At 68.4% G+C, this 24001-nt stretch carries 24 protein-coding genes; 13 read left to right on the top strand and 11 right to left on the bottom strand.

All coding sequences use genetic code 11. The features are described from left to right. Positions 1-60: 60 nt before the first annotated feature. Complete coding sequence (locus ACSHV8_RS42455) at positions 61-669, bottom strand: TetR/AcrR family transcriptional regulator (RefSeq protein WP_436525545.1); 609 nt, start codon at positions 667-669, stop codon at positions 61-63. A 113-nt stretch (positions 670-782) separates the two neighbouring features. On the opposite strand from ACSHV8_RS42455, the gene ACSHV8_RS42450 reads away from it, so the two are divergent. The 3 genes from ACSHV8_RS42450 (at position 783) to ACSHV8_RS42440 (ending at position 5106) form a co-directional block, all read left to right on the top strand. Beyond that, positions 783-2348 carry an MDR family MFS transporter gene (locus ACSHV8_RS42450; RefSeq protein ID WP_436525543.1) on the top strand — a complete coding sequence of 522 codons (1566 nt, stop codon included), beginning with the start codon at positions 783-785 and terminating at the stop codon, positions 2346-2348. A 221-nt stretch (positions 2349-2569) separates the two neighbouring features. Continuing rightward, positions 2570-4159 (top strand): diguanylate cyclase, encoded by a 1590-nt coding sequence (locus ACSHV8_RS42445; protein WP_436525541.1) that lies wholly within the window; start codon positions 2570-2572, stop codon positions 4157-4159. Positions 4160-4314: 155 nt separating this feature from the next. Beyond that, entirely contained in the window at positions 4315-5106 is a 792-nt protein-coding gene (locus tag ACSHV8_RS42440) for an SAM-dependent methyltransferase (RefSeq protein ID WP_436537186.1), read from the top strand. A 496-nt stretch (positions 5107-5602) separates the two neighbouring features. Here the strand turns inward: ACSHV8_RS42440 and ACSHV8_RS42435 are convergent, their stop codons facing one another. Together ACSHV8_RS42435 and ACSHV8_RS42430 are read right to left on the bottom strand one after the other, a co-directional pair. After that, the gene (locus ACSHV8_RS42435; protein WP_436525539.1) at positions 5603-5911 is read right to left on the bottom strand and encodes a hypothetical protein; all 309 of its coding nucleotides are present in this window, start codon (positions 5909-5911) and stop codon (positions 5603-5605) included. Between the two features lie 58 nt (positions 5912-5969). Continuing rightward, on the bottom strand, positions 5970-6230 hold the full coding sequence (locus ACSHV8_RS42430; protein WP_436525537.1) for a hypothetical protein: 261 nt from the start codon (positions 6228-6230) through the stop codon (positions 5970-5972). A 251-nt stretch (positions 6231-6481) separates the two neighbouring features. On the opposite strand from ACSHV8_RS42430, the gene ACSHV8_RS42425 reads away from it, so the two are divergent. Beyond that, complete coding sequence (locus ACSHV8_RS42425) at positions 6482-6718, top strand: DUF397 domain-containing protein (RefSeq protein WP_089295067.1); 237 nt, start codon at positions 6482-6484, stop codon at positions 6716-6718. A gap of 154 nt (positions 6719-6872) precedes the next feature. Here the strand turns inward: ACSHV8_RS42425 and ACSHV8_RS42420 are convergent, their stop codons facing one another. Next, complete coding sequence (locus tag ACSHV8_RS42420) at positions 6873-7763, bottom strand: helix-turn-helix domain-containing protein (protein ID WP_436525534.1); 891 nt, start codon at positions 7761-7763, stop codon at positions 6873-6875. 303 nt (positions 7764-8066) lie between these two features. On the opposite strand from ACSHV8_RS42420, the gene ACSHV8_RS42415 reads away from it, so the two are divergent. From ACSHV8_RS42415 to ACSHV8_RS42405, 3 genes are all read left to right on the top strand, one after another. Beyond that, positions 8067-8357 (top strand): hypothetical protein, encoded by a 291-nt coding sequence (locus tag ACSHV8_RS42415; protein ID WP_436525532.1) that lies wholly within the window; start codon positions 8067-8069, stop codon positions 8355-8357. Beyond that, a complete protein-coding gene (locus tag ACSHV8_RS42410; RefSeq protein ID WP_396342832.1) occupies positions 8354-8536 on the top strand; it encodes a hypothetical protein in 183 nt (60 codons plus the stop codon). The genes ACSHV8_RS42415 and ACSHV8_RS42410 overlap by 4 nt, the downstream gene beginning before the upstream one ends. A 945-nt stretch (positions 8537-9481) precedes the next feature. Further along, positions 9482-9781 (top strand): DUF3040 domain-containing protein, encoded by a 300-nt coding sequence (locus tag ACSHV8_RS42405; protein WP_436525530.1) that lies wholly within the window; start codon positions 9482-9484, stop codon positions 9779-9781. Here ACSHV8_RS42405 and ACSHV8_RS42400 read toward each other — a convergent pair whose 3' ends face one another. Then, positions 9782-10618 carry a phosphoribosylaminoimidazolesuccinocarboxamide synthase gene (locus ACSHV8_RS42400; protein ID WP_436525528.1) on the bottom strand — a complete coding sequence of 279 codons (837 nt, stop codon included), beginning with the start codon at positions 10616-10618 and terminating at the stop codon, positions 9782-9784. It lies immediately after the preceding gene. Between the two features lie 118 nt (positions 10619-10736). Here ACSHV8_RS42400 and ACSHV8_RS42395 point away from each other — a divergent pair, with 118 nt between their 5' ends. After that, complete coding sequence (locus ACSHV8_RS42395; RefSeq protein WP_436525526.1) at positions 10737-13829, top strand: DUF3427 domain-containing protein; 3093 nt, start codon at positions 10737-10739, stop codon at positions 13827-13829. 1 nt (position 13830) lies between these two features. On the opposite strand, the gene ACSHV8_RS42390 is transcribed toward ACSHV8_RS42395, so the two are convergent. The 5 genes from ACSHV8_RS42390 to ACSHV8_RS42370 all read right to left on the bottom strand — a co-directional run bounded on the left by ACSHV8_RS42390 (position 13831) and on the right by ACSHV8_RS42370 (position 18591). Then, the gene (locus ACSHV8_RS42390; protein WP_436525524.1) at positions 13831-14961 is read right to left on the bottom strand and encodes an outer membrane protein assembly factor BamB family protein; all 1131 of its coding nucleotides are present in this window, start codon (positions 14959-14961) and stop codon (positions 13831-13833) included. Between the two features lie 93 nt (positions 14962-15054). After that, entirely contained in the window at positions 15055-15717 is a 663-nt protein-coding gene (locus ACSHV8_RS42385; RefSeq protein ID WP_436525522.1) for a DUF305 domain-containing protein, read from the bottom strand. Then, entirely contained in the window at positions 15714-16517 is an 804-nt protein-coding gene (locus ACSHV8_RS42380; protein ID WP_436525520.1) for a lytic polysaccharide monooxygenase, read from the bottom strand. The genes ACSHV8_RS42385 and ACSHV8_RS42380 overlap by 4 nt, the downstream gene beginning before the upstream one ends. Before the next feature lie 71 nt (positions 16518-16588). Further along, positions 16589-17908 carry a HAMP domain-containing protein gene (locus tag ACSHV8_RS42375; RefSeq protein ID WP_436525518.1) on the bottom strand — a complete coding sequence of 440 codons (1320 nt, stop codon included), beginning with the start codon at positions 17906-17908 and terminating at the stop codon, positions 16589-16591. Beyond that, entirely contained in the window at positions 17905-18591 is a 687-nt protein-coding gene (locus tag ACSHV8_RS42370; RefSeq protein WP_221324762.1) for a response regulator transcription factor, read from the bottom strand. Before ACSHV8_RS42370 ends, ACSHV8_RS42375 begins: the two co-directional genes overlap by 4 nt. Positions 18592-18619: 28 nt before the next feature. Here ACSHV8_RS42370 and ACSHV8_RS42365 point away from each other — a divergent pair, with 28 nt between their 5' ends. The 4 genes from ACSHV8_RS42365 (at position 18620) to ACSHV8_RS42350 (ending at position 22850) form a co-directional block, all read left to right on the top strand. Then, positions 18620-19237, top strand: coding sequence for a DNA mismatch repair protein MutL (locus ACSHV8_RS42365; protein WP_436525515.1), 618 nt, complete (start codon positions 18620-18622; stop codon positions 19235-19237). Between the two features lie 165 nt (positions 19238-19402). Beyond that, positions 19403-21352, top strand: coding sequence for a M4 family metallopeptidase (locus ACSHV8_RS42360; RefSeq protein WP_436525513.1), 1950 nt, complete (start codon positions 19403-19405; stop codon positions 21350-21352). A 241-nt stretch (positions 21353-21593) separates the two neighbouring features. Further along, the gene (locus ACSHV8_RS42355) at positions 21594-22187 is read left to right on the top strand and encodes a biotin transporter BioY (protein WP_436525511.1); all 594 of its coding nucleotides are present in this window, start codon (positions 21594-21596) and stop codon (positions 22185-22187) included. Between the two features lie 90 nt (positions 22188-22277). Further along, positions 22278-22850: a GNAT family N-acetyltransferase gene (locus tag ACSHV8_RS42350; RefSeq protein WP_436525509.1), complete on the top strand. Its 573-nt coding sequence runs from the start codon at positions 22278-22280 to the stop codon at positions 22848-22850. Here the strand turns inward: ACSHV8_RS42350 and ACSHV8_RS42345 are convergent. After that, complete coding sequence (locus ACSHV8_RS42345; protein ID WP_436525507.1) at positions 22847-23218, bottom strand: hypothetical protein; 372 nt, start codon at positions 23216-23218, stop codon at positions 22847-22849. The genes ACSHV8_RS42350 and ACSHV8_RS42345 overlap by 4 nt on opposite strands. Before the next feature lie 220 nt (positions 23219-23438). Here ACSHV8_RS42345 and ACSHV8_RS42340 point away from each other — a divergent pair, with 220 nt between their 5' ends. Beyond that, positions 23439-23768 carry an ArsR/SmtB family transcription factor gene (locus ACSHV8_RS42340; protein WP_396341774.1) on the top strand — a complete coding sequence of 110 codons (330 nt, stop codon included), beginning with the start codon at positions 23439-23441 and terminating at the stop codon, positions 23766-23768. The last annotated feature ends 233 nt before the right edge of the window (positions 23769-24001 follow it).

Genomic DNA, 24001 nt, shown 5'->3' with positions numbered 1-24001 from the left:
TTTTTCACATTCAAAACACGATTTCGACGTACGGCGAAAGCGGTGTTGATCTGGTTTTTCTCAGGCGAACCCGCGGCCGGCGTCGGCCAGCGAGTCCCGCGCGACATCCCAGAAGTTGACCTCGGGGCGGCGTTCCAGCCACACGTTGAGCGACACGCGCAGCACCGCCATGTAGGTCGCGGCGATCAACTGCGCGCGCACGCCGAGCGGATCGGACGAGCCCAGCCGGGCCGCGACCTCGGTGGCGATCTCCCGTTCGAGCGCGGCGAACGTCTGCACCTGCGCGGCGGCCAGCGACGGATGCCGCCGCACCATCCGGCCCCGGGCGATCCACTCCGGGTCGAGGTCGCCGAGCTCGCGGTAGAACGCCTCGGCCGCGCCGGTGAGCGCCACCCACGGGGATGCCTCGGGCGGCTGCTCCCGGATCAGTCCGGCCAGCAGGCGCATGCGCTGCAGGTCGCCGTAGAAGAGCGCCTCTTCCTTGTTGGCGAAGTAGTTCGAGAAGGTGCGCCGGGAGACGCCCGCGTCGTCGGCGATCGCCTCGACCGTGACCTTCTCCGGCCCGTGCTCGAACGCCAGGCGGATGGCGGCCTCGTGCAGCGCCTGCCGGGTCGCCGTCTTCTTCCGCTCACGCAGGCCGGGCTCCGGCTCTGACGTCGTCGCGCTCATGGTCGAAAGCGTACCGGCGACGAACATCACTTCCCAGTGGGAAAGTTTGCCCAATGCGCAAGCGTTGCCGATAGTTGTACTGAGCAACCATTACGACCGGAAGGGCAGCGCGCATGAGTGCCCCCGAAACCAAGACGATGACGCACCGCGAGATCCTCGAAGCCCTCTCCGGCCTCCTGCTCGTGCTGTTCGTCGCGCTGTCCAGCTCCACGATCGTCTCCACCGCGCTCCCCACGATCATCGGGGACCTGAACGGCTCGCAGACCCAGTACACCTGGGTCGTCACCGCCACCCTGCTGACCGCGACCGCCTCCACCCCGATCTGGGGCAAGCTCTCCGACCTCTACAGCAAGAAACTGCTGGTCCAGATCGCGATCGTGGTCTACGTGCTCGGCTCGATCATCGCCGGCCTGACCCAGAACACCGAGCAGCTGATCGCCGCCCGCGCGTTCCAGGGCCTCGGCATGGGCGGCGTCCAGGCGCTGGTCCAGGTCGCCATCGCGGCGATGATCCCGCCCCGCGAGCGCGGCCGCTACAACGGCTACCTCGGCGGCGTCATGGGCCTGGCCACGGTCGCCGGCCCGCTGCTCGGCGGCGTGATCGTGGACTCCGCGCTGGGCTGGCGCTGGTGCTTCTTCATCGGCATCCCGATCGCGATCATCGCGCTCGTCGTCCTGCAGAAGACCCTGCACCTGCCGGTCCTGCGCCGGGAGAACGTGAAGATCGACTACCTGGGCGCCACCCTGATCGCGGCCGGCGTCAGCGTCCTGCTGGTCTGGGTGTCGTTCGTGGACAGCTCGTTCGGCTGGCTCTCGTGGCAGACGTTCGCCATGGTCGGCGCCGGTGCCGTGCTGCTCGCCCTGGCCACCCTGGTCGAGTCCCGGGCGGCCGAGCCCGTGGTCCCGCTGCCGATCGTCAAGCAGCGCACCACCGCCCTGGCCATCCTGGGCAGCCTGGCGGTCGGCATGGCGATGTTCGGCGGCTCGGTCTTCCTCGGTCAGTACTTCCAGATCGGCCGTGGCTACAGCCCCACCGAGGCCGGCCTGCTCACCATCCCGATGATGTTCGGCCTGGCCCTCGCGTCGACCGTCGCCGGGCGCCTGATCACCAGGAGCGGCAACATCAAGCCGTACGTGGTGGCCGGCACGATCATCCTGGTCGCCGGGTTCGGCGGGCTCTCCGTCCTCGACCACGACACCCCGCTCTGGTATGTCGGCATCGCGATGTTCCTGGTCGGCGCCGGCGTCGGCATGTCGATGCAGAACCTGGTGCTCGCCGTGCAGAACAGCGTCGCCCTCCGGGACATCGGCGCGGCCAGCTCGACCATCGCGTTCTTCCGCTCGCTGGGCGGCACGATCGGCGTCTCGGTGCTCGGCGCGGTCCTGGCCCGCCGGGTCAGCGACTCGATCACCACCCAGCTGGCCGCCTCGGGCGCCCCGTCGTCCGGCAGCGGATCCGGCATCAGCGCGCTCAACCTGAGCAGCCTGCCGGAGTCGATCCAGCACGTGGTGCGGGTGGCCTACGGCGACGCGACCGGGCACATCTTCCTGATCTCGATGTTCATCGCGGTGGTCGGTGTGATCGCGGCGATCGCGATGAAGCCCGCCAAGCTGCGCAGCACGGTCGACCTGAGCGCGCCGGAACCGGCCGAGCCGGAGTTGGTGGCGGCGGCCAAGTAAGCCAACCCTCGGCGCCCGGGCTCCTAGGAGTCCGGGCGCCTTTCTGTCTGCACTCCTGTCGTTCATACGGCAGGCGATTCAGATCACGGTGTTGAACGTGAAACCTTTTGTTGACAGAGAGCTAACCTCGGTTGACGGAGAGCTGATCATCGGCGCGGTTTTCCTCAGCCCGCGTGCCCCGCGACCGAATGGTCCAGCTGACCACGGAGAGGAGCACCGGGTTGAACGAGCGCGAGATGGACGCCCCGACACTGTCGGCTGTTCTGCTCACCATCGAGGACCGGCGTTCCTGGGACGCCCACTTCGAGCTGGCCCGCCTGACCGAGATCGAGCAGGCCGCGATCCGGCTCGGCGACGAGCTGCTCGCCGCCCGGGCCCGGCTCGGCCAGATCAACATGCGGATGCGCACCGGTGACGTCGCCGCGGCGGCCGAGCAGATCTGGCACGTCCACCAGTGGGCCGTCGACCACGACGCCCACCAGCTGCTGGCGCGCACCCACCTGGTCTGGTCCTCGATCCACCTGCACCTGGGCGACGCCGAGCAGGGGCTGGAGCACGCGGTCCTCGCGGTCGAACTGCTCGACGACGACGCCACCGAGCACATGCAGATCTGGCATCGGACGAAACTGGCCGACGCCCTCTACTTCGCCGACGACATGGACGCCGCCCGGATCCGGTACGCCCAGGCCGAGGAGCTGGCCGTCAGCCACGGCTCCCCGGTGCTGCTCTGCATGCTCAACAACTATGCCTACGTGGAGTCCTGCACCGGCAACCAGCAGCGCGCCGAGGACGTGGCGAACCGTCTGCAGCGCCTCGCCGGCGAGTGGGACATCCCCCTCGAACCGGCCTTCCTGGACACCATCGGCTCGATCCAGGCCGCCGGCGGGCACTTCGCCGCGGCCGAGGAGAGCATGCGCCTGTGCCTGGAGCGTCACGCCGAGGGCAAGTGGGACGACGCCAACGACATGGCGCAATACCTGGTGACCCTGGCCCAGGCCCAGCGCGGCCTGGGTAAGTATGACCTGGCCCAGGCCAGCCTGGACGAGGCTCTGCGCCAGTGCCAGGAGCGTGACCTCGGCGAGTCGCTGGTCCGCATGCACCAGGAGCAGGCCGAGCTGCACGCGGCCCGCGGTGACTTCGAGGCCGCGTTCGCCGCCCACAAGACGTTCTTCGAGGTCTACCACCAGCAGCAGTCCCTGCAGCGGGAGGCTCGGGCGCGCACCCGGCAGGCGATGTTCGAGACCGCCGAGGCCCGGCAGGACGCCGAGCGCTTCCGCGAGCAGGCCCGCCGTGACCCGCTCACCGGCCTGCACAACCGGCGGTATGTCGACGAGCGCCTCCCGTCCCTGATCCGCACCGACCCGGCGCTCACCGTGGCCCTGGTCGACCTGGACCACTTCAAGCAGATCAACGACCAGCTCTCGCACGACGTGGGCGACAAGGTGCTGGTCAAGGTCGCCCAGGTGCTGGCCCGCGAGGTCGCCGCCGCCTGCCCGGACGGTTTCGTGGCCCGGATGGGCGGCGAGGAGTTCCTCGTCGTCTTCCCGGGCACGCCGGTGCCCCGGGCCACCACCTGGCTCGACAGCATCCGCCGCACGATCCGGAACCAGCACTGGTCGCCGCTCACCCGCCACCTGCCGGTCACGGTGAGCATCGGTGTGGCCGGCCGCGGCGACGCGCCGGATGCCGGTCAGGCACCCCTGCTGTCCACTGCGGACAGTCATCTGTACGCTGCCAAGCACGGCGGACGTGATCGTGTGGTGTCAGCGGCGGATCTCCGCGGGTACGCCGGGCACGCATCCGCCGCTTAGCGCCTTCGTGCCACTCCGTGACCACCTTCGGATTCCGGGGGTGATATCGGTCAATCGTTGGCGCTAGTCTGGACGGGCTGTCGATGATCGACGGTCGGGGTCGGCGCAAGGAGGCGGTTGTGCAACAAGGCAGTGGCAGCTCCGCACAGCACGAGGTGGCACCGCCCGGGGTGAACCCGAATGTTCCGCACTCCGCCCGCATCTACGACTACTGGCTCGGCGGCAAGGACAACTTCGCCGTCGACCGGGCCGTCGGCGAGGCCATGATCCAGGCCATTCCCGGCATGCGTTACATGGCCGGGGAGAATCGGAAGTTCGTCCACCGCGCCGCCCGCGACCTGGTCGAGAAGGAAGGCATCCGCCAGTTCCTGGACGTCGGCACCGGCATCCCGACCTCGCCCAACCTGCACGAGATCGCGCAGAAGATCGCCCCCGAGACCCGTGTCGTCTACGTCGACAACGACCCGATCGTGCTGGTCCACGCGCGGGCCCTGATGCTCAGCCACCCCGAGGGTCGCAGTGAGTACATCAGCGCCGACATCCGCGACCCGCGCTCGATCCTGGACGACCCGGTCCTCACCGACACGCTCGACCTGACCAAGCCGGTCGGGCTCACCCTGATCGCCATCCTGATGCTGCTGGCCGACGAGGACGACCCGTGGTCCAAGGTCGCCGAGCTGCGGGATGCGATGCCGTCCGGCAGCTGCCTGGCCGTCACGCACCCGACCGCCGACTTCAACCCGGTGGAGGTCCAGCAGGCCGTCGCCGCGGCCACCGGCGCCGGCATGACCCTGGTCGCCCGGACGCGTGAGGCGGTCGCCCGCCTGTTCGGCGACTGGGAGCTTCTGGACCCGGGCCTGGTCCCGGTGTCGGCCTGGCGGCCGGACATCGAGGTCGACAACCCCGAGGCGGCGTATTACTGGTCCGGCGTCGCCCGCAAGCCCTGACCACGGTTCTCGTCTGCCTCGCCTCCGAGGGCGCCGCACTCGGAGCAGCTCCAACCCCCTGACGTGCCCACTCAGGTTTCTTCCACGCATAAGGCCTGAGGTGCACCCCGGATCGGCCTCGCCCACTGCCCGGGCGGGGCCGATCCTTTTGGGTTGACCGCAACCACCCATAAACGTCGCCCTTTCGGGCTTCGCGTTCTGGCCGCGCCAGCGGCCTGCGAAGGTCGGAAGGGTCCCCGCGGGAGCGACGGTCTGTACCCCGGCGGAGATAGGCAATGAAGATCTTGAACTTGATCTTCTGCTGTTCGGGCTTTTTATCGGGATGGGTAAGGCCGGGGCCGCGGCGCCGACCATGCGACAGTCGGCGGCGCGGCCCGCTACTCACAACCCCGCCCGGAGAACCCCACTCCGGCGGTCACATTCGCCCGGTCACCCCGCGGAACGGGGTGGACCGGATGGGTGGCCCAGCACGGGGAACCGGACCACCCACCCGGCGTCAAACGGGCGTATCTCGCAACACCCGAAGTCGTGGCCGTTTGCAGGCCGGCGGCACCGGGACACGCCCGGCGCGGATGAGGACTTCCCGGACGACACCCTCGCGACCGTCCGGGTCGACCACGATGCCCCGCACGCCGAGCCAGGTCTCGCCCTCGTGCGGAATCGGCTTGTGCCAGTCGACCCGGACCACACGGAGCCGGATCGTGCCGATGCCATAGCAATAGTCCGACTCGGCGAACTCGTACACCGGCCAGCGCGGACGGGACGGCCGCAGCCGGTCGTCACGGACGCGTGGCGCCGAGGCCATCCACCGCGAACGAGCGGGTGGAAGCCCCGTGGACCGGCGCCCGTGGCAACGGACGAGTTCAATCGCGCGCGTCGGACTCACCCTCCTCTGCCGGTGGCTCGGCGACGGTCACCCCGCCGGGCCGACTCAGTGCGTAACGAACACCACCGAATCGGTGACTGACCGCACTGGCCCGCGTGGACGCGGCGACCACCTCGTCGGTGATCTCCGCATCCCGGTAGACCAGCGGCGGATTGCCCCGGCGCGAGCTCTCGGACGCGCCGGGGTAGCCCGGATCGGGATGTTCTGGGCCGATATTGGGTATCGACATCATCGTCACCTCTCGCTCGGACGCCCCCGCCAGGGAGCCTTGCGCTGAGGCCGCAGACTGTCGCTCCGCGACCGACCCATCACCCAAAGAAGTTCACTCTGCGTGACCCTCCTCGGATGGACTCACGTGCGTTATCATGCTCAGAATCCCGTGACTACGCAAGGCCAGATGCACGTGCATTTGCATCACCGCCCGAAATAGCCATGTGGACAACACATCCCGGGTCGAACGGCGATCCGGGCGAACCAAGGGAGCTTGGAATGACCTACGTGGTCAACGGCATGCCAGCCGGTCAGCTGCAGGGCGTGACCTGGCAGAAGAGCCGCCGCAGCAACCCGAGTGGCAACTGTGTGGAGTGCGCCGTCCTGCCCGGCGGCGACGTCGCCGTGCGCAACTCCCGCGACCCCGAGGGTGCCGCGCTGATCTACACCCGAGCCGAGATCGAGGCGTTCCTCGGTGGGGTCCGGGACGGGGACTTCGACAACCTGCTGGCCTGAAGGCCAGGAGTGCCGCCGGCCGGACGCCGTCGGCACGAAAAATAGGTCCGGCCGGACCCTGACGCGCCCGGCCGGACCTCAGACCACAACTCGCGGGCGGCCCACAGGCCGCCCTTTTCTATGCCCTCAGATCGCCGCTGCGCCCGCAAAACCGTCAGATCGGGCGGCCGACCTCGTTCAGGAGTTTGCCGAGGATCTCCGGCGTGTGGTTCGGCGGCTCGGCGTCGATGCAGACGCGCTCCATCGCCATCGCGTACTGATCCACGTCCTCGCGCTTGTCGAGGTAGATCGCGCTCGTCAACTGCTCCACGTAGACCACGTCGGGCAACTCGGGCTCGGGAAACCGCAGAATCGCGAACGGGCCACCGGCCGCGGCGTGCCCGCCCGCGGTGAACGGGATGATCTGCAGCCGCACGCTCGGCAGCTTCGACGCCTCGATGAGCGCCTCGATCTGCGCGCGCATCACGTCGACCCCGCCGATCGGCCGGCGCAGCACCGCCTCATCGATCACGGCCCACAGCTGCGGCCCACCCGAACGGGTGAGAATCGCCTGGCGCTGCCGGCGCACCTCGACCCGGCGGTTGATCTCCTCGGCGCTCGCGCCCGCGTGCCCGAGCATGATCACAGCCCGCGCGTATTCCGGCGTTTGGAGCAAGCCCGGGACGAACTGGATCTCATAGGTACGAATGAGCGTGGCCGCCGCCTCAAGGCCCAGGTAGGCCTGGAACCACGACGGGAGCACATCGTTCAGCTGCTGCCACCAGCCGGGGTTGTTGGCCTGCCGGGCGAGGCTCAGCAGCTGCTCGCGCTCCTCGCTGTCGGCCACCCCGTACAAGGTCAAGAGGTCCGCGACGTCGCGTTCCTTGAAACTGACCCGGCCGAGCTCCATCCGGCTGATCTTCGACCCGGAGGCACGGATCTCGTAGCCCGCCGACTCCCGGGTGATCCCCCTCGACTCACGCAGCTTTCGCAGCTGGGAGCCGAGCAGAATGCGCAGCACGGTTGGACCGCCGCCCGGCGCCTCCTCCTGCGTACCCGCGCTCACCTGACTCCTCGTCGCCGCGTCGTGACTGCCGGATCGCAGTCGGATGCATCCTAGAGCGGAGATCGTCTACCGCGAAACAGTGTCAAGCGTAGTCCCGCGAAGGCGGATGCGCGCTCAGATGCACGTGCAGACGGCCTTGCGGACGCACTTGATGACGAGCATGATAGCTGACAGGAACGTACCGACTGCTAACGCAGCGTGCCGAAAACTTCGGCTGCTCGGTTGTTGCGCGTAGTCGGCGGTGCCTGCTGGCCCCCATGAACGCCGCCTCGAGAGCTTGGAGGCACCGCAATGTCGCACTGGATGACGTCCACGCCGACGGTCACCCCGCCCCAGCGGGACCCGGCGGATGTGGCGCCGGCCGAGAGCTACCGCCCGGCCGACCCCGTCTGGGTCTACCGGGACGGCTGGCGAGCCGGCGTGATCGAGGCCGCCTCCCGGCGCGCGGTCACGGTGACCTACCACCCGGGATCACACCGCGGCACCGGCGTCGACACGTTCACCGCCCCCTACGTGACGTCACGCGAGGACGCCGACCCGATGCTCGACAACCGTGGCCTGCGCCTGGTCCGCCGAAAGCCGCTCGCGTCATGACCGGCGCCGTCACCGTCGCCGCGATCGTCGGCCTGCTGAGCCTGTTCTCCGGCGTCGCCCTGGGCTGGTACCTGCGGCGCACCAACGACTGGTGCCCGACCTGCGGCGAGCAGCTGACCTGCGGCGACTGCAAGATGAGCGTTCACTGGCCTGAGCAGGCGGCGGCTTCTCATCATTGACCCCCTTCGCGCGTACGGTCGTTAGAAGTCCCCAAACTTCCGCCCGTTAAGCCTCTGGGCTTCCCACGCGCGCCCGTCACCCGGGCGCGCTCGCCCCGCCCCCGTTCCACCCCGCGCGCTCCGACTCCTCCCGCGCGCCCCGTTCCCGCACGCCCCGACTCCACCCGCGCGCCCTGCTCCCGCACGCCCCGCTCCCGCACGCTCCGACTCCACCCGCGTGCCCCGCCCCACCGGCGCGCCCCGCTCTACCCGCGCGTTCCCGTTCCGCCTCGCGCGCTTGCCCCGGTTCCACCCCGCGCCCCCGCGCCCCACTCCGCCCACGCGGCGCACTCCCGCCACGGCCCGCCCCGCCCGAGCAGCCCGCCCCGCCCGAGCGGCGCGCGGCGCCGTGCCGGCCGCGAGGTTCGCGTCGCGGTCGGGCCTGCTGGGCGGCTTGCGGTTCCGGCTGGTTCTCAGGGCTGTGTCAAGGGCCTTGAGACAGCCCTGAGAACCAGCTGACAAGCGTGGGCGCGGCTGGGGGGTGAGTGGGCTGGTTCCTGGCGGGCTGGGGCGTGTGGAGGGATTCACGGGGTTTGGGGGTGGATGGGTTTGTTGCAGTAACCGTGCCCAGCCACGGACGTCGCCCTTTCGGGTTTCGCGTTCTGGGCGCGCCAGCGCCCTGCGAAGCCCGGAAGGGTCCCCGCGGGAGCGACGACCTGGACCACAGCGGACATGGGACATGAAGATCTTGAATGTGATCTTCGGGGTGGGGTTTCGCGCGGGCTCGGGCGGACGGCCCGGCAGCCGTCACCAGACCGTTTCGCTCCGCATACGTCGTAGCAGCGCGTAAGTTCATGAATGCGCTGTGCTGATGCTCTCGTGCCGGTCTACTGACATTCGCGGTTGGCCGGGGCGCGGAGGGGGTAGTTTCGATCCCGTCCATCCTCGCAACGGAGGTGACGGGGCGTGCTCGAGCCGCGGGAAAAACAGGAGTTCGACGGCATGGTGGCCCGGCTGCGGGACACCGACCCAGGCTTCGCGCGCCGGGTCGACCGGCTGCGGCTCCGACAACGCCGACGGTGGCTGATCACAGCGATTCTGCTGTGGACGATCGCCCCGATCTGCATGATCTACGGCGGATGGACGGGCGCGCTGGAGGCGGTGCTGGCCCTGGGGTATGGCGCTTGGCTGATGCACAAGCGCAACCGGGCGGACCAGCCGTCGTCCTCGTCGTCGACCGGGCGGCGTCCGACCGCGGAGGCTTGATCAGCTCCAGCGGTCTCCGGTCAGGCGCTCGTAGACCTCGACGTAGCGGTCCCGGGTCGCCTCGACCACGTGCTCGGGCAGTTCCGGGCCTGGCTCGGTCTTGTCCCAGCCGTGCTCGTGGATCGCCCAGTCCCGCAGCACCTGCTTGTCCAGGTATCGCTGCACGCCGCCGGGCTTCCACTCGTCGGCCAGCCAGAACCGCGACGAGTCGGGCGTGAGGAGTTCGTCGCCGAGCTTCAACTCCCCGCCTTTCGTGCCCAGCTCGATCTTGGTGTCGGCGATCAGGATCCCCTTGCCCGCGGCGATCTCCGACCCGCGGCGGTAGATCTCCAGCGTGATCCGCCGGAACTCCTCGGCCTGATCCTTACCCTCCTGCTCGACCACCTGCTCGAAGGTCATCGGCTGGTCATGCCCGGCGCCCACGGCCTCCTTGGTGCTCGGCGTGAAGATCGCCTCCGGCAGCCGCGACCCCTCGACCAGCCCGGGCGGCAGCGGCACCCCGGAAACCATGGCCTCCCGCCGGTAATCCTTGAGCCCGGAGCCGGCCAGGTACCCCCGAGCGATGCACTCCACCTTCACCATCTCCAGGCGCTCACACCGGATCGCCCGCCCCGCCCACTCCTCAGGCACATCGGTCGAGGAGATGACATGGTTCGGCACCACATCACTGAGCTGGTCAAACCACCACAGCGACAGCTGGGTGAGAATCTTCCCCTTGTCCGGAATCGGGGTCGGCAGGATCACGTCAAAGATCGAGATCCGGTCAGAGGCCACGAGGACCAGGTCCCCGCCGTCGGCGTAGACGTCCCGAACCTTGCCGGAGTGCAGCAGCTCCACGTGTTCCCCTCAGGTGTGGCGGTTTGGCGTGCGCTTTCACGCTATCGAACCGCCGACTACCGCACCGATGGCGCCCGGTTTTCCCGCGCCCCTAGCAGAGGTCAGGCAAACTGGCCGCGTGTCTGACGATCTAACCGCGGGGCTCTACGAGGACATCGTCACGGAGTCCCTTCTCGCCAAACTCGCTCACGTCGACGAGCAGTTGGTCAAACGGCAAGGGGTGCGCCCAGCCGAGGCCGCGGATCGATTCGCCCGACTGCTGGCCGAGCAGATCGAACGGGCGTTGGATTCGGTGCGCGAGGAGGACCGGGTCAGGGTCAGCGTCGAGGTTGCTCGAACGCTGCTGGACACCCTTCATGAGCGCCTGCCCAAAGTCGGTTCGGCCGGCGAACGGCCGCTGGCCGCGGGCGAGAACCTGGTCGGCATCGGCACCCTTGACCTGGGCGGCACGCTGCGTTTTCCGCGGCGGCCCAAGATTCCGCTGATCGACACCACCCTGCTGACCAACGCACCGGGTGAGCCTCGGGTCGGCCATCAGGTGCAGACCGAAATTGAGTCGGCCGACGCCATCGACATCGTGATGGCGTTCATTCGCCGCAGCGGCCTTCGGCAGTTCATGGACGCGCTGAAGAAGCACTGCGATCAGGGAAAACCGCTACGCGTGCTGACCACGACCTATACCGGGTCGACCGAGCTAGAGGCGCTGAATCAGCTCACCGCGCTCGGCGCGGAGGTGCGGGTCTCCTACGACCTGACGACGGCTCGACTGCATGCCAAGGCTTGGCTGTTCCACCGGCATGGGCGGATGAGTACGGCGTACGTCGGTTCCTCCAATTTGACCCATTCGGCGCAGATCGACGGCATGGAATGGAACGTCCGAGTCTCCGCGGCTCGCAATCCGGACGTGGTCAACAAGGTCGCGGCGGTCTTCGAGAGCTACTGGGTCGGTGGCGACTTCGTACCGTATGCGGAGGAGCAATTCCGCACGGCCATCGAGACCGGCGAGCGACGCGGCGATCGGCACCAAACCACGCTGAGCCCGATCGAGATTCGCCTGGAACCGTTTCAGGAACGGCTGCTCGAACGGATTGAGGTTTCCCGGCAAAACGGGTGGCACCGTAACCTGCTGGTCTCCGCGACCGGCACCGGCAAGACGGTCATGGCGGCGGTCGACTACGCACGGCTGCGTCAGCGTCTCGGGCGGGCCCGGCTGCTCTTCATCGCGCATCGCGAGGAAATCCTGATTCAGAGCCGGGACACTTTCCGGCACGCGATGCGGGACCACACTTTCGGCGAGCTTTGGCTGGGTGGCCGGCGGCCGGAGTCGTACGAGAACGTCTTCGCGTCGATTCAGACACTCGACCGGTTCGGGCCGGAAAACCTGGTCCCGGACCACTTCGACGTGGTCATCATCGATGAGTTCCACCACGCGGCCGCCAATTCGTACGAGAAGATTCTGAACCACCTCACACCGCAGCAACTCCTCGGGCTCACCGCGACTCCGGAACGCGCCGACGGACTCCCGATCCTGCACTGGTTCGGCGATCGGATCGCCGCCGAGCTTCGGCTGTGGGACGCGATTGAGCAGCATCGGCTCTCGCCGTTCGTGTACTACGGCATTCACGATGGCACCGACCTCACCCAGATTCCGTGGCGTCGCGGCCAGGGATATGACCCGACCGCGCTCACCGAGGCCTACGTCCAGAACGACAGCTGGGTGCGTTTTGTCTACGACCGCCTGCTGAACCATGTCGACGACGTCGCGACGATTCGGTGCCTGGGCTTCTGCGTGACGGTTGAGCACGCCCGTTACCTGGCCGACCAGTTCCGGAAGCTTGGCGTCGCCGCGGTCGCCGTGGACGGCACCAGCTCGGACACCGAACGCCGGGGCGCACTTCGTGACCTGGAGGACGGTCGTATTCAGGTCGTCTTCTCGGTCGACCTGTTCAACGAGGGCGTCGACGTTCCGGCTGTCGACACCCTCCTGTTCCTACGGCCGACCGAAAGCGCCACCCTGTTCCTTCAGCAATTGGGTCGCGGCCTGCGGCTCAAGGCCGGCAAAACGGTCTGCACCGTGCTCGACTTCGTCGGTTCCCACCGCCGCGAGTTCCGCTTCGACCAACGTTATCGAGCCCTGTTGGGCGGCAGCCGCAAGGACGTGGAGAACGCGATCGAGGAGGGCTTTCCGTTCCTGCCGGCGGGCTGCCACATGGAGTTGGACTCGGTCGCGCAGGACGTGGTGCTGCGCAGCATTCGCGAGGCGATCCCGACCACCTGGCCGTCCCGCGTACGGGAGCTGCGGGCGCTCGCTCAGCTTCGGGGCGAAGTGACGCTGGCCGACTATTTGGCGGAGACCGGGCTCGAGGTTGCCGACATCTACGCCAACAACCGGACGTGGTCAGAAATGCGGGAGGAGGCCGGACTGGCGGTGGCCGAGGCCGGCCCGGAAGAAAAGTCGCTACGCCGTGCTCTCGGGCGAATGCATCATGTCGACGATCGGCAGCGGCTGACGGCCTATCGGGAATTGACCGGGATGGCCCGTCCGGACACCGAGATGCCGGACGGTACGAACCGACGATTGCTCCGGATGTTGACGACGTCCCTCAGCGACCAGTTGCTCCAGAAGGAGACGACGCTCCCCGAGGCCGTCAACCTGGTGTGGTCGCATCCGCAGGTGCTGGCCGAGGTCCACGAGCTCATGCACGTACTCCGCGATGCGCCCGATCACGTACAGGAGACGGCCCTGCCCGAGGTGCCGTTGCAGATCCACGGTCGATACACCCGCATTGAGATTCTGGCCGCCGCCGGTGAGGGCGAACAGGCGAAAACGCCGCAGTGGCGTGAGGGCGTCCGTGATGCCAAGGAGATCGGCGCCGACCTGCTCATGATCACGATCGACAAAACCAGCGGCGACTTTTCGCCGACCACGCGTTACCGGGACTACGCGATCAGCCGGGACCTCTTCCACTGGGAAAGTCAGTCCACGACCAGCGCAAACAGCCCGACCGGGCAGCGCTACCAGAATCATCTGGACAAGGACCGGACGATTCTGCTGTTCGCTCGGGCCCGGGCCAGCGACCGATCGTTCTGGTTCCTCGGGCCAGCCGAGTACGTCAGCCACGAGGGTGAGCGCCCGATGGCGGTGACCTGGCGGCTCAAGACGCCGCTGTCCGGAGATCTTTACGCGCAGTTCGCCGCCGCGATCGCCTAGTTCAGGGTTGGTAGGCGGTCAGGTGGGGGCCGTTGACCTGGTAAAGACGGCCGCCCGCGGGGATGACCTTGCCGGGGAAGGCAGCGGCCGTGGGGGTGCCGGTTTCGGCGTTCAGGACGGCGCCGCCGGTGTAGAGCAACCCTGCGGCCACGACCGGATGGGAGACCCAGTCCGGCTGGGTGCGGGACCACACCGGGCGTCCGGTGGCCGCGGCCAGCGCGGAAATCTTGTGGGCGACGGCCACGTACACGCGGGGGCCGTCGATGGCCAGCCCCGGGTATTCCCCGGCCGGGGTCGACCACAGGCTGGCGCCGTTGGCGGCGTTCAGGGCGATCAGCGCGTCCGACGAGTCGGTGGCGTAGAAGCGGTCGGATGCCGGGCTTGCGGCCTGCACGCGAAGGTCGAGCGGGCGGCTCCAGCGGGCCGTGCCGGTGGTGATGTCCACCGCGGCCGTCTCGTAGGAGGTTTCTTCGTCGTCGTCGTATTTGTACAGCGGGACAAGGCCGTCGGCCGACACTTCCGCGGCGTTGTAGCCCGGCTTGGACCATAAAGGCTTTCCATCGCGTACGCGATAGGCCAGAACCGTGGCGTCGCCTTCGATGTAGACGTGGGAGATCAGGACCGTGCCTTTGTCGACGACGATCGAGTTGATCGCGTCGACCTTCGGTAGCTGCCAGCGGATGTGTCCGGCCATGTCGAGGGCGAGGAGCCGGCTTTTCCCGCCGCTGAATCCTTCGCACTCGCTGTTGCTGAGGATCAGCGTGTCGTCGGCGACGGCCATGCGCATGGTGCCGTTGGCGCCGATGTCTTCGACCGAGTCCCAGTCGAATCGCCACAGTACGACGCCGGTTGTGGGGTTGTGGGCGGAGACGCCTTTGAGGTCGGCGGCGAAGAGGATGCCACCGCCGAGGATCGGGGCGGAGAATTCGGCGCAGGTGTCGTCGGCTTGGCGCAGGTTTTGCGTCCACATCTGGTGGAGGTGTCCGACGGTGGTCGCGGTGATCGCGGATTCGTGCGGGTTGAAGTAACTGCGTTCGGCGTCGTATCCGGGGTGGTCCCACAGGGCGGGGGCCGAGGTCGGGGGCACGACGATCAACGTGAGGGACAAAGCCGCAGAGATCACGCTACGCATGTCCGAAAACTAGCGTAAATATCGGACGAATGGTTCGAAAAGCGGATGGCCCGCCCGCCAGGCCGGGCCATCCGCAGTATCGAGCAGGCGAGCTCAGCCGTTCAACAGCCTGAGCATCTGCTGGACCTGGTCGGCCCGGGACTCCTTGACTCGCTCCGCGAACTGCTTGGTCTGCTCGTTGGCGCCCTTGTCGAGCTCCAGCTGCGCCATCTCCACGGCGTTGTGCTGGTGGGCCAGGAAGAGGTTGAGGAATGCGGTCTCGAAATCCGCCTTCTTCACCGTCTTCAACGAGTTGATCTCCTCGTCGGTCGTGCTGGGGAGGCCGCCGTGGTCGGCGTGGACGCTTACCCGCTTGTCGACCGTGGTGGGTTTGCCCCATTCGGTGAGCCAGTTCGTCATCATGGTCAGCTCGTCGTTCTCGGTGAGCTGGACAGCCTTGGCCAGGTCGGCGACGTCGGTCCGGGTGGCCCGGGACGCGCCGATCGCCGCCATCTGCAGGCCCTGCTGCTGGTGGTCGGCGAGCATCTGCAGGAACATGACGTCCCGGTCGTTGAAGGTCGAACCGGCGGTGATCTCGGCGACGTTCTTGACGGCGGGCGCGGGCGCGGCGGAGGTGGCCGGCGCGGCCGACGGCTCGGTTCCGCAGGCGCCGAGCATCAGCACCGGCGCGACCATCACGACCGCGGCCAGGCGGCGAGCCGACGAGACTGCGGCCGGGCGACGAGATCCCGTGGCGGCCGAGGAGCGGCGCTTCACAGCGGCAGCCAGAGGGCGAGCGTGTAGACCGACGGCTCCCAGCTGCGGATCGAGGTGTGCGACTGGCGGCACTTGTAGGAAACACCGCTATAAGTCACGACATCACCGGTCTTGTAGCTGACCCCCGGCGCCCACTCGCTCCCGTTGGGTGCGGCCGTGGAAGCGGCGGAGCTGGTTGCGGTAGCGGTCGGCGCCGCCGTGGTAGCGGTCGCGGTCGGCGCCACGGTGGCCGGAGCGGTCGTCGGCGCCGTCGTCGTCGTGGGAGTGGCGGTCGGTGTGGACGATCCGCTGCCACCAATGTTCAAGTCCACGCAGCTGTAGAACGCGTTCGCGGTATCCCCGATGTTCCACACCGCGAGAACCGTGTGCTTTCCGGAGAACTTGCTCAGGTCTACGGTGTGGCTGACGGTCGCCTCGGGAATCGCGTTGTTGTCGTTGAACGTGGCGACCTCGGTACCGTCGACGTAATAGACCCAGCTCGCCGTCCGGTGCCGGGCCGTCAGCACCCAGTTGAACTTGACCGAGCTGCTGACGGACGTGGCCGGCCAGCTCCGTGAGTTGTCGTTCAAGACCGTGTAGTTGGCGTTTCCACCGTTGCATTCCTTGGAGCCTTTCGGTGCCTCGACGCTCTGCGGCTCGAACTGAATCGCACCGCAGTCGGCGACCGTGCCGGCGGCACACTGTGCCTGCCGGCTCGGCGGCGACGAGACGTAGCCGTGGGCCAGGGCCGGTGAGGCGATCACCAATGTCGACCCGACCATCCCGAGGGTGGCCAATGGGTAGGCGATCTTCCTGCGCATGTCAGTTCTCCAGACATCGTCCTGGCGTCCTTACGAGCCGGAACATTAGGGAGAGCTGCCATAACGGAGCCTTAAGACGACCGAAAACCGGCCTGAAAACGGCGACCGGGTGGCGGTTCCTCAACGGGTGACGTCAGCAGAAATCCGACCCGGGCCCCACCCAGCGGGCTTCGCCCGACAACCAATTCTCCGCGTACGGTGTCAGCCGCCCGCCGCACGATGTCGAGCCCGAGTCCGGTCGAGCCGGCGCCACTGAATCCGCGTTGCACGGCCGATGCCGGGTCGGCGATCCCGGGCCCGGCGTCGTCCACGAGCAGTCCCGTCGAGGACACGCTGACGCGGAACGCCACCCCTTCGTCGGTGTGCGAGAAGACGTTCCCGAGCATCGCGTCGACGACCAGGATGACGTCGCTGCGGGACATCGGCACCATCACCGGCTCGTGCCCGCCGACCACTTCCCAGGGCCGTTCCTGGTCCTCGGCCAGCACGGACCAGAACGCCAGCCGGTCGGCCAGCGCCTCGACCAGGTCACACTGCTGGTTGCCGCGGTCCTCGACTCCGAGCCGGGCGCCCGTGATGATCGCTTCCAGCTCGGAGTCGAGCAGGTCGCAGGCTTGGCGCATGCGATCGGCGATCGGTCCCGGGGGGATCGCTTCCGCGTCGAGGCGGAGCGCGGTCAACGGCGTACGCAATCGGTGGGAAAGATCGGCGGCCAGTTCGCGCTCGCGATCCAGCAGGCGGCGCAGGTCCCCGGCCATGGTGTTGAAGGCCCGGCCGGCGTCGCGCAGTTCACGCGGCCCGCTCGGTTCGATGCGTTCGTTGAGTTCGCCGCTTCCGAGCTTGCGGGTGGACGTCGCGAGCTGCCGGGTGGCCCGGACCATCCACGCACCGAGCCGGTCGGCCAGCAGGGTCGATCCGGCCACGAGCACCACGGCCAGGCCGAACAGGGAGGCCCAGGCCTTGTAGACGCCGCGGCGCATGTCGGCGTCGGTGATGAACACCTCGACGACGACGGTCCGGCCGTCGGTGAGCACGGTCGGCTGCAGGTAGGCGACGCCGCCGTCGGCGGTCGCGGTCGCCGAGCGGCGCTGCTTGGCCGCGCGTTCGACGGTCGTGTCGCTCAGGTGCGTGGTGCCGATCGGGTCCAGGCCGGGCAGGTGCACGGCGAGCTGACCGGCACTACCGGCCGACGTGCTGGCGACCGCGTTGGTCAGGGCGGTCGGGTCGGCGTTGACGCCGAGCACGGTGACCATCGAGGTGGCCTGCTGCCGGGCCTCGGAGATGGCCTTGTCGTGGGCGATCTGCCAGATCGCGACGGCCAGCGGGACCAGGAACGCCAGGGCGACCATCGAGGTGATGGCCAGGGCGAGCCGGTTGAGCGCCCACCTCACTGCGGATCGACCATCATCACGCCGACCCCACGCACGGTGTGCAGGAATCGAGGTTTGGCGGCGGTCTCCCCGAGCTTGCGGCGAAGCCAGGAGATGTGTACGTCGATGGTCTGCTCCTCGCCGATCCGGGCCTGGTTCCACACCTGGTTCATCAGCTCGCGCCGGCTGATCACCTGGCCGACCCGCTCGGCCAGGTACGCCAGCACGTCGAACTCGCGCCGGGTCAGCTGCAGCGGCTCACCGCGCAGCTCGGCCCGGCGCTGTCGCGGCTTGATCACCAGCTCGCCGACGGTGATCGCGTTGGGCGCCTGTTCGGTGGTGGTGCGGGCCCGCCGCAGGACCGCCGCGATCCGGGCCAGGATGTGGCCGCCGGAGAACGGCTTGGTCACGTAGTCGTCGGCGCCGGCGCTCAGCAGTGCGATGATGTCGGCCTCCGAGCGCCGGGCGGTCGCCACGATCACCGGCACGTCGGAGACCGTGCGCATCATGCGCAGGGCGTCGGTGCCGTCGATGTCGGGCAGCCCGAGGTCGAGGATGACCAGGTCGGGTCGCTCCTGGGTGACGATCTTCAGCGCTTGGGCGGCCTGACCGACCGGGCGCACCACGTGCCCGGCATCGGTCAGCGCACGGGTCAGTGCGGCCGCGATGTTGCGGTCGTCCTCGACCAACAGGATCAACGCCATGGCGTACACCATAGGACCAGGTGAGAGGATGGGCGTCGTGCGATCTTCCCGTTGGGTCCCGGTGACCGGCTGGTTCGTGGCGACGGCGAGCAGCATCGTGCTCTCCTGGGTGGCGCTGCTGCCGGTGCTCAACGCCGCTCGCGCCGATGTCGGGGCACTGCCGGACATCGATCAGGTGCCGGCCGCGGATGTGGTCACCCCGGTCTCGCTGCCGCCGGTCTCGCTGCCCCCGGTCGGGGCTCGCCCGCAGTCCAGCCCGGCCGCCACCACGGCGTCCAGTTCGCCCAAGCCGTCGAAGAAGCCGTCGAAGTCGCCCGGGACCACCACGCCGGCGACCGCCGACCCGACGACGAAGCCGGCCACCACCACTGAGGACGGCTGGACGGTCACGACCGGTGGGGACGGGCTGAAGACGTACGTCCGATCCTTCTCGGTCAAGGGGGGTCAGGCGGTCGTCAAGATGACCAGCGCGGGGGTCGTTTCGCTGGTCACCGCCACCCCGGCCGACGGTTACGCGGTGGAGAAGACGCAGAGTTCGCCGAGTGACATGGCGGTCTACTTCAACGAGACGAACCACAGCTTCATCATCCACGCCATCTGGTGGAACGATGCTCCGTTCGCCGAGGTCAGCGAGATCGGCTCATAGAAGTTACTTAATAGATAGCGCTCTCCCGGGCCGAACGAGGGTTTTCCCTGATTCGGTGACGTTCGTCGATGCTTAACGTCTCACCTCAAGTCATCCAGGTGTGACCCATCGTCCACGGACGGTCGTACCCGCCCGCCAACCCCCCGGGCGGGAAAGGAGAAGTGCGTGAAATCCCGTACCCCTGTCGTGGTCGCCTCGGTTGCCGCAACCGCGGTCGCCTCGGTGGCCGTGGCTCTCGCCGGACCGGCGACGGCCACGCCCAGCGTCGCTGCGTCACCCGCCGCGGCTGCGGCTGCTGCCGCCTCGTCTCTGTTCGCCGCCCGTCCGGCGGCTCTCCACGCCGCCGCGGACGAGGTCTTCGTCCAGCATGACGTCATCTCCACCGACAAGCTCCAGTACGTGCCGTACACCAAGACGTACAAGGGCCTTGAGGTCATCGGCGGTGACGGTGTCGTCGTCACCGACCTGGCCGGCCAGGTCAAGTACACCTCGGTGGCGCAGAGCTCCCCGCTCGGCGTGGTCAACACCACCCCGACCCTGAGCGCCGCCGACTCGCTGAAGATCGCCAAGGGTGAGCTGAAGACCGTCTCCAGCGTCGAGGGCACCAAGCTGGTCGTCCTCGCCACCACCGGCACCCCGGCCCTGGCCTGGGAGTCGACGATCCGGGGCACCAGCGCCGAGGGCGCCAGCCGCCTCACCGTGGACGTGGACGCGGCCACCGGCAAGGTGCTCGGCAGCAAGGAGCACGTCACCGAGGTGACCGGCACCGGCACCGGCTGGATCAACGGCTCGGTCAGCCTGGACACCACCCTCTCGGGCAGCACGTACAGCCTGAAAGACCCGAGCATCGCGACGCTGACCTGTCAGGACGCGTCGACCAACACGACCTTCAGCGGCACCGACAACGTCTGGGGCACCGGGGTCGGCACGAGCAAGGAGACCGGCTGCGTCGACGCCTTCTACTCGGCGCAGAAGGAAAAGGGCATGCTCTCCGCGTGGCTGGGCCGGACCGGCTTCAGCAGCAGCGGCGGCGCCTGGCCGATCCGCGTCGGTCTGAACGACCAGAACGCGTACTACGACGGCACCCAGGTCCAGATCGGTAAGAACACCGCCGGTCAGTGGATCGCCTCGGCGGACGTGCTCGGCCACGAGATCGGCCACGGCATCGACGACAACACCCCCGGTGGCATCTCGGGCAACGGCACCCAGGAGTTCGTCGGCGACGTCTTCGGTGCGGCCACCGAGGCCTACGCCAACAACCCGAACGACCCGCCGGACTACCAGGTCGGCGAGGAGGTCAACCTGGTTGGCTCCGGCCCGATCCGGTACATGTACAACCCGTCGCTCGCCGGTGACGACAACTGCTACTCGTCCAGCACCCCGAGCCAGGAGGTGCACGCCGCGGCCGGCCCCGGTAACCACTGGTTCTACCTGCTCGCCGAGGGCACCGCGCCCACCAACGGCCAGCCGACCAGCACCCGGTGCTCCGGCTCCGGCGCCATCACCGGTGTCGGCATCCAGAACGCCACCAAGATCATGTACAACGCGATGCTGATGAAGACCAGCAGCTCGTCGTACCTGAAGTACCGCACCTGGACCCTGACCTCGGCCAAGGCCCTGGACAGCACCTGTGCGCTCTTCAACACCACCAAGGCCGCCTGGGACGCCGTGAGCGTGCCGGCCCAGACCGCCGACCCGACCTGCACCGGTGGCGGCGGCACCAGCTCGCCGACCCCGTCGTCGAGCACCTCCAACCCGCCGTCGACCGGCTGCACCGGCTCCAACGCGACCGCGGTCACCATCCCGGACGCCGGCGCGGCCGTCTACAGCAACATCGCGATCGCCGGTTGCGCCAAGACCCCGTCGACCACCGCGTCGGTCTCGGTCAACATCACCCACACCTACCGCGGTGACCTGCGGGTCGACCTGGTCGCGCCGGACGGAACGGTCTACAACCTGAAGGCCACGTCCAGCACCGACAGCGCCGACAACGTGATCGCGACCTACTCGAAGAACCTGTCGAGCGAGGTGGCCAACGGGACCTGGCAGCTCAAGGTCCAGGACATCTACTCCTCGGACACCGGCAAGATCAACAGCTGGTCGCTGACCCTCTGATCGGCTGATCAACACCAAAACCCTTTCGCCGTACGGCGATAGCGCCGCCCGTGGCCACGCCACGGGCGGCGTTGCCGTTGCCGGGTGCGGGGAGCGGCCGGGACGCCGTACGCGAAATGGGTCTTTGTGAAAGTCGCCGTCAGGCGGCGGTCCGATGTGGTGCGATACAGGCCACAGTGACGCCGGACCGTGATCTTCGACGCCTACGGTTCCCGGCAACGCTGGACGGGAGGTCGCAACGGTGACTGACATATTCGGGGCCGTGGTGCCCGGTCGGCCGACCGGCGTGCTCGCCGACGTGTGGGGCCGATCCGTCGTGCGCGACGCGCTGCTGGTCACCGGGGCCGCCGGCGCGGTCGGGCTGGCCGCGCAGATCGCGATCCCGGTGCCCGGCTCGCCCGTGCCGATCACCGGGCAGACGTTCGCGGTGCTGCTCGCCGGCGCGGTCCTCGGCCCGGGTCGCGGCGCCGCCGGCATGCTGCTGTACGCGGTGGCCGGCGCCCTGGGCGTCCCGTGGTTCGCCGGTGGCGCCTCCGGCTGGCCGCTCGCGACCGGTGGCTACCTGCTCGGCTTCGTCGTCGCGGCGGCCCTGGTCGGCCAGCTCGCGGCGCTCGGCGCCGACCGTCGCCCGGCGTACACGATCGGCTTGATGTTCATCGGGAATCTGCTGATCTACCTGGTCGGCGTCCCGTGGCTCGCCCTGATGACGACCATGGACGTGCCCGAGGCGGTCGTCAAGGGCGTGGTGCCGTACCTGATGGGTGATGTTCTGAAGATCGCCCTGGCCACCGCCGTGCTGCCCGGCGCCTGGATGCTGCTGAACCGGAAGCGCTGAACCCGTCGCTCAACCCACAGGCTGTGCGCACAGGCTGTGGATAACTCGAACGGGTGTGCGAATGATCGGGCACGATGGCAGGATGATCGCGTGTCGCCCAACGAACTGCGCCCGACCTACCCGATCACGACCGAGCGCCTGCGGCTCCGGCCCCTGACCTCGGCCGATGCCGAGGCGCTGCTGTCCTACCGCAGTCGCCCCGACGTCTGCCGTTACGTGCCGTTCGAGCCGATGACCCCCGATGTGATCACCGATCGGCTCGACACCTACTGGGCCGCCACGATCCTCACCGACGAGGGCCAGTCGCTGACCCTGGGCATCGAGGTCGCCGAGACCGGGCAACTGGTCGGCGACGTGGTCCTGTTCTGGCACAGCCGCAAACACCGCGGCGGCGAGATCGGATATGTGGTGGGCCCCGAGTTCGCCGGCCAGGGCTATGCGACCGAGGCGGCCCGGGCCGTGCTCAAGCTCGGCTTCGAGGGCCTGGGCCTGCACCGGATCGTCGGGCGGATCGACGAGCGCAACGAGCCGTCCGCCCGGGTGCTGCGCCGCCTCGGCATGCGGCAGGAAGCCCGGCTCGTGCACAACGAACTGTTCAAGGGCGAGTGGAGCACCGAGGTCGTCTTCGCCATGCTCTCCGAGGAGTGGGCCGCGCTCGGCTAGATGTCCAGCGACGTCTCGATCCGCTTCAGCTGGTGGCGGGCCAGCGCCAGGTTGGCCCGCTCCTTGTACAGGGCCAGGTAGAGGAAGAGTCCCTGCCCGGAACGCCCGGTCAACGGGCGGATCAGGTGGTACTGCGAGTCCAGCGTGATCAGCACGTCCTCGATGTTCTCGCGCAGGCCGAGCATCTCCATCGTGCGCAGCTTGGCCCGGACCACCTCGGTGTTCGCGGCCGCGGCGACGCTCAGGTCGAAGTTCCGGTCACCCCCGGCGACACCGAGGGCCATTCCACTGCTGCGGTCGACCAGAGCGACGCCGATCGCGCCGTCGATCTGCATCGCGTCCTTGAGGGCTACATCCATGTCCGGCATTGCGGGTTCCTCCGATGTCTCGCTCCGATCGACATCGACTGTCACCGACGCGCGGGAATGTCCGTCGCACACAATGTCCGGCTTGGACGGTCGGGCGCCTCGCATGCTTGCCGTGACATCGAGGGAGTTGACGATTTCTGCAACTTCGAAACCGCGTAAGGCGCGTAACCGGCCGCTTTTCCTCGCGTTGGTCGGTGTGAATGACTGGAGAGGACCCGTCGTGTCAGTGCCGCTGTACCAGGCGAAGGCCGAGATGTTCAGGACCCTCGGCCACCCGGTTCGAATACGGGTCCTGGAACTGCTGCAGAACGGTCCCCGGCCGGTCCGCGACCTGCTCGCCGAGATCGACGTCGAAGCGTCGAACCTGTCCCAGCAGCTCGCCGTCCTGCGCCGGGCCGGGATCGTGACCTCGTTCCGGGACGGGGCCCTGGTCATGTACGCCCTGAGCACCACCGACGTGGCCGACCTGCTCGCCGCTGGCCGTCGCATCCTCGGCGCCGTCCTCACCGACCGCGACGGCCTCCTGGTCGAACTCCGAGCCCAAAAATAGCCCCGCCCCCGCCCCCAACCCGGGCCAGGCTCGCAACGCGGCTCCCGAGGCCAGCTGGCACTCAGGGCTGTCTCCCCCACCCCAACGCAACCCTCAGCACCAGCCGAGCACCGCAACACCCACGCAAGCCCAGCCAACAACGCAGCCCCCGAGGCCAGCTGGTGCTCAGGGCTGTCTCGCCCACCCCAACACAACCCTCAGCACCAGCCGAGCACCGCAACACCCACGCAAGC

The organism is Actinoplanes sp. HUAS TT8 (genome assembly GCF_051380535.1).
GTDB lineage: Bacteria > Actinomycetota > Actinomycetes > Mycobacteriales > Micromonosporaceae > Actinoplanes.
The sequence above is the reverse complement of the archived record's forward strand: the minus strand, read 5'-3'. Positions and strand labels throughout refer to the sequence as shown.

Excerpts from the sequence above, each read along its gene's own strand:
- ACSHV8_RS42455 (WP_436525545.1), bottom strand. The coding sequence starts at position 669 with ATGAGCGCGACGACGTCAGAGCCGGAGCCCGGCCTGCGTGAGCGGAAG.
- ACSHV8_RS42450 (WP_436525543.1), top strand. The coding sequence starts at position 783 with ATGAGTGCCCCCGAAACCAAGACGATGACGCACCGCGAGATCCTCGAA.
- ACSHV8_RS42435 (WP_436525539.1), bottom strand. The coding sequence starts at position 5,911 with ATGGCCTCGGCGCCACGCGTCCGTGACGACCGGCTGCGGCCGTCCCGT.
- ACSHV8_RS42425 (WP_089295067.1), top strand. The coding sequence starts at position 6,482 with ATGACCTACGTGGTCAACGGCATGCCAGCCGGTCAGCTGCAGGGCGTG.
- ACSHV8_RS42415 (WP_436525532.1), top strand. The coding sequence starts at position 8,067 with ATGACGTCCACGCCGACGGTCACCCCGCCCCAGCGGGACCCGGCGGAT.
- ACSHV8_RS42410 (WP_396342832.1), top strand. The coding sequence starts at position 8,354 with ATGACCGGCGCCGTCACCGTCGCCGCGATCGTCGGCCTGCTGAGCCTG.
- ACSHV8_RS42390 (WP_436525524.1), bottom strand. The coding sequence starts at position 14,961 with ATGCGTAGCGTGATCTCTGCGGCTTTGTCCCTCACGTTGATCGTCGTG.
- ACSHV8_RS42380 (WP_436525520.1), bottom strand. The coding sequence starts at position 16,517 with ATGCGCAGGAAGATCGCCTACCCATTGGCCACCCTCGGGATGGTCGGG.
- ACSHV8_RS42370 (WP_221324762.1), bottom strand. The coding sequence starts at position 18,591 with ATGGCGTTGATCCTGTTGGTCGAGGACGACCGCAACATCGCGGCCGCA.
- ACSHV8_RS42365 (WP_436525515.1), top strand. The coding sequence starts at position 18,620 with ATGGGCGTCGTGCGATCTTCCCGTTGGGTCCCGGTGACCGGCTGGTTC.
- ACSHV8_RS42345 (WP_436525507.1), bottom strand. The coding sequence starts at position 23,218 with ATGCCGGACATGGATGTAGCCCTCAAGGACGCGATGCAGATCGACGGC.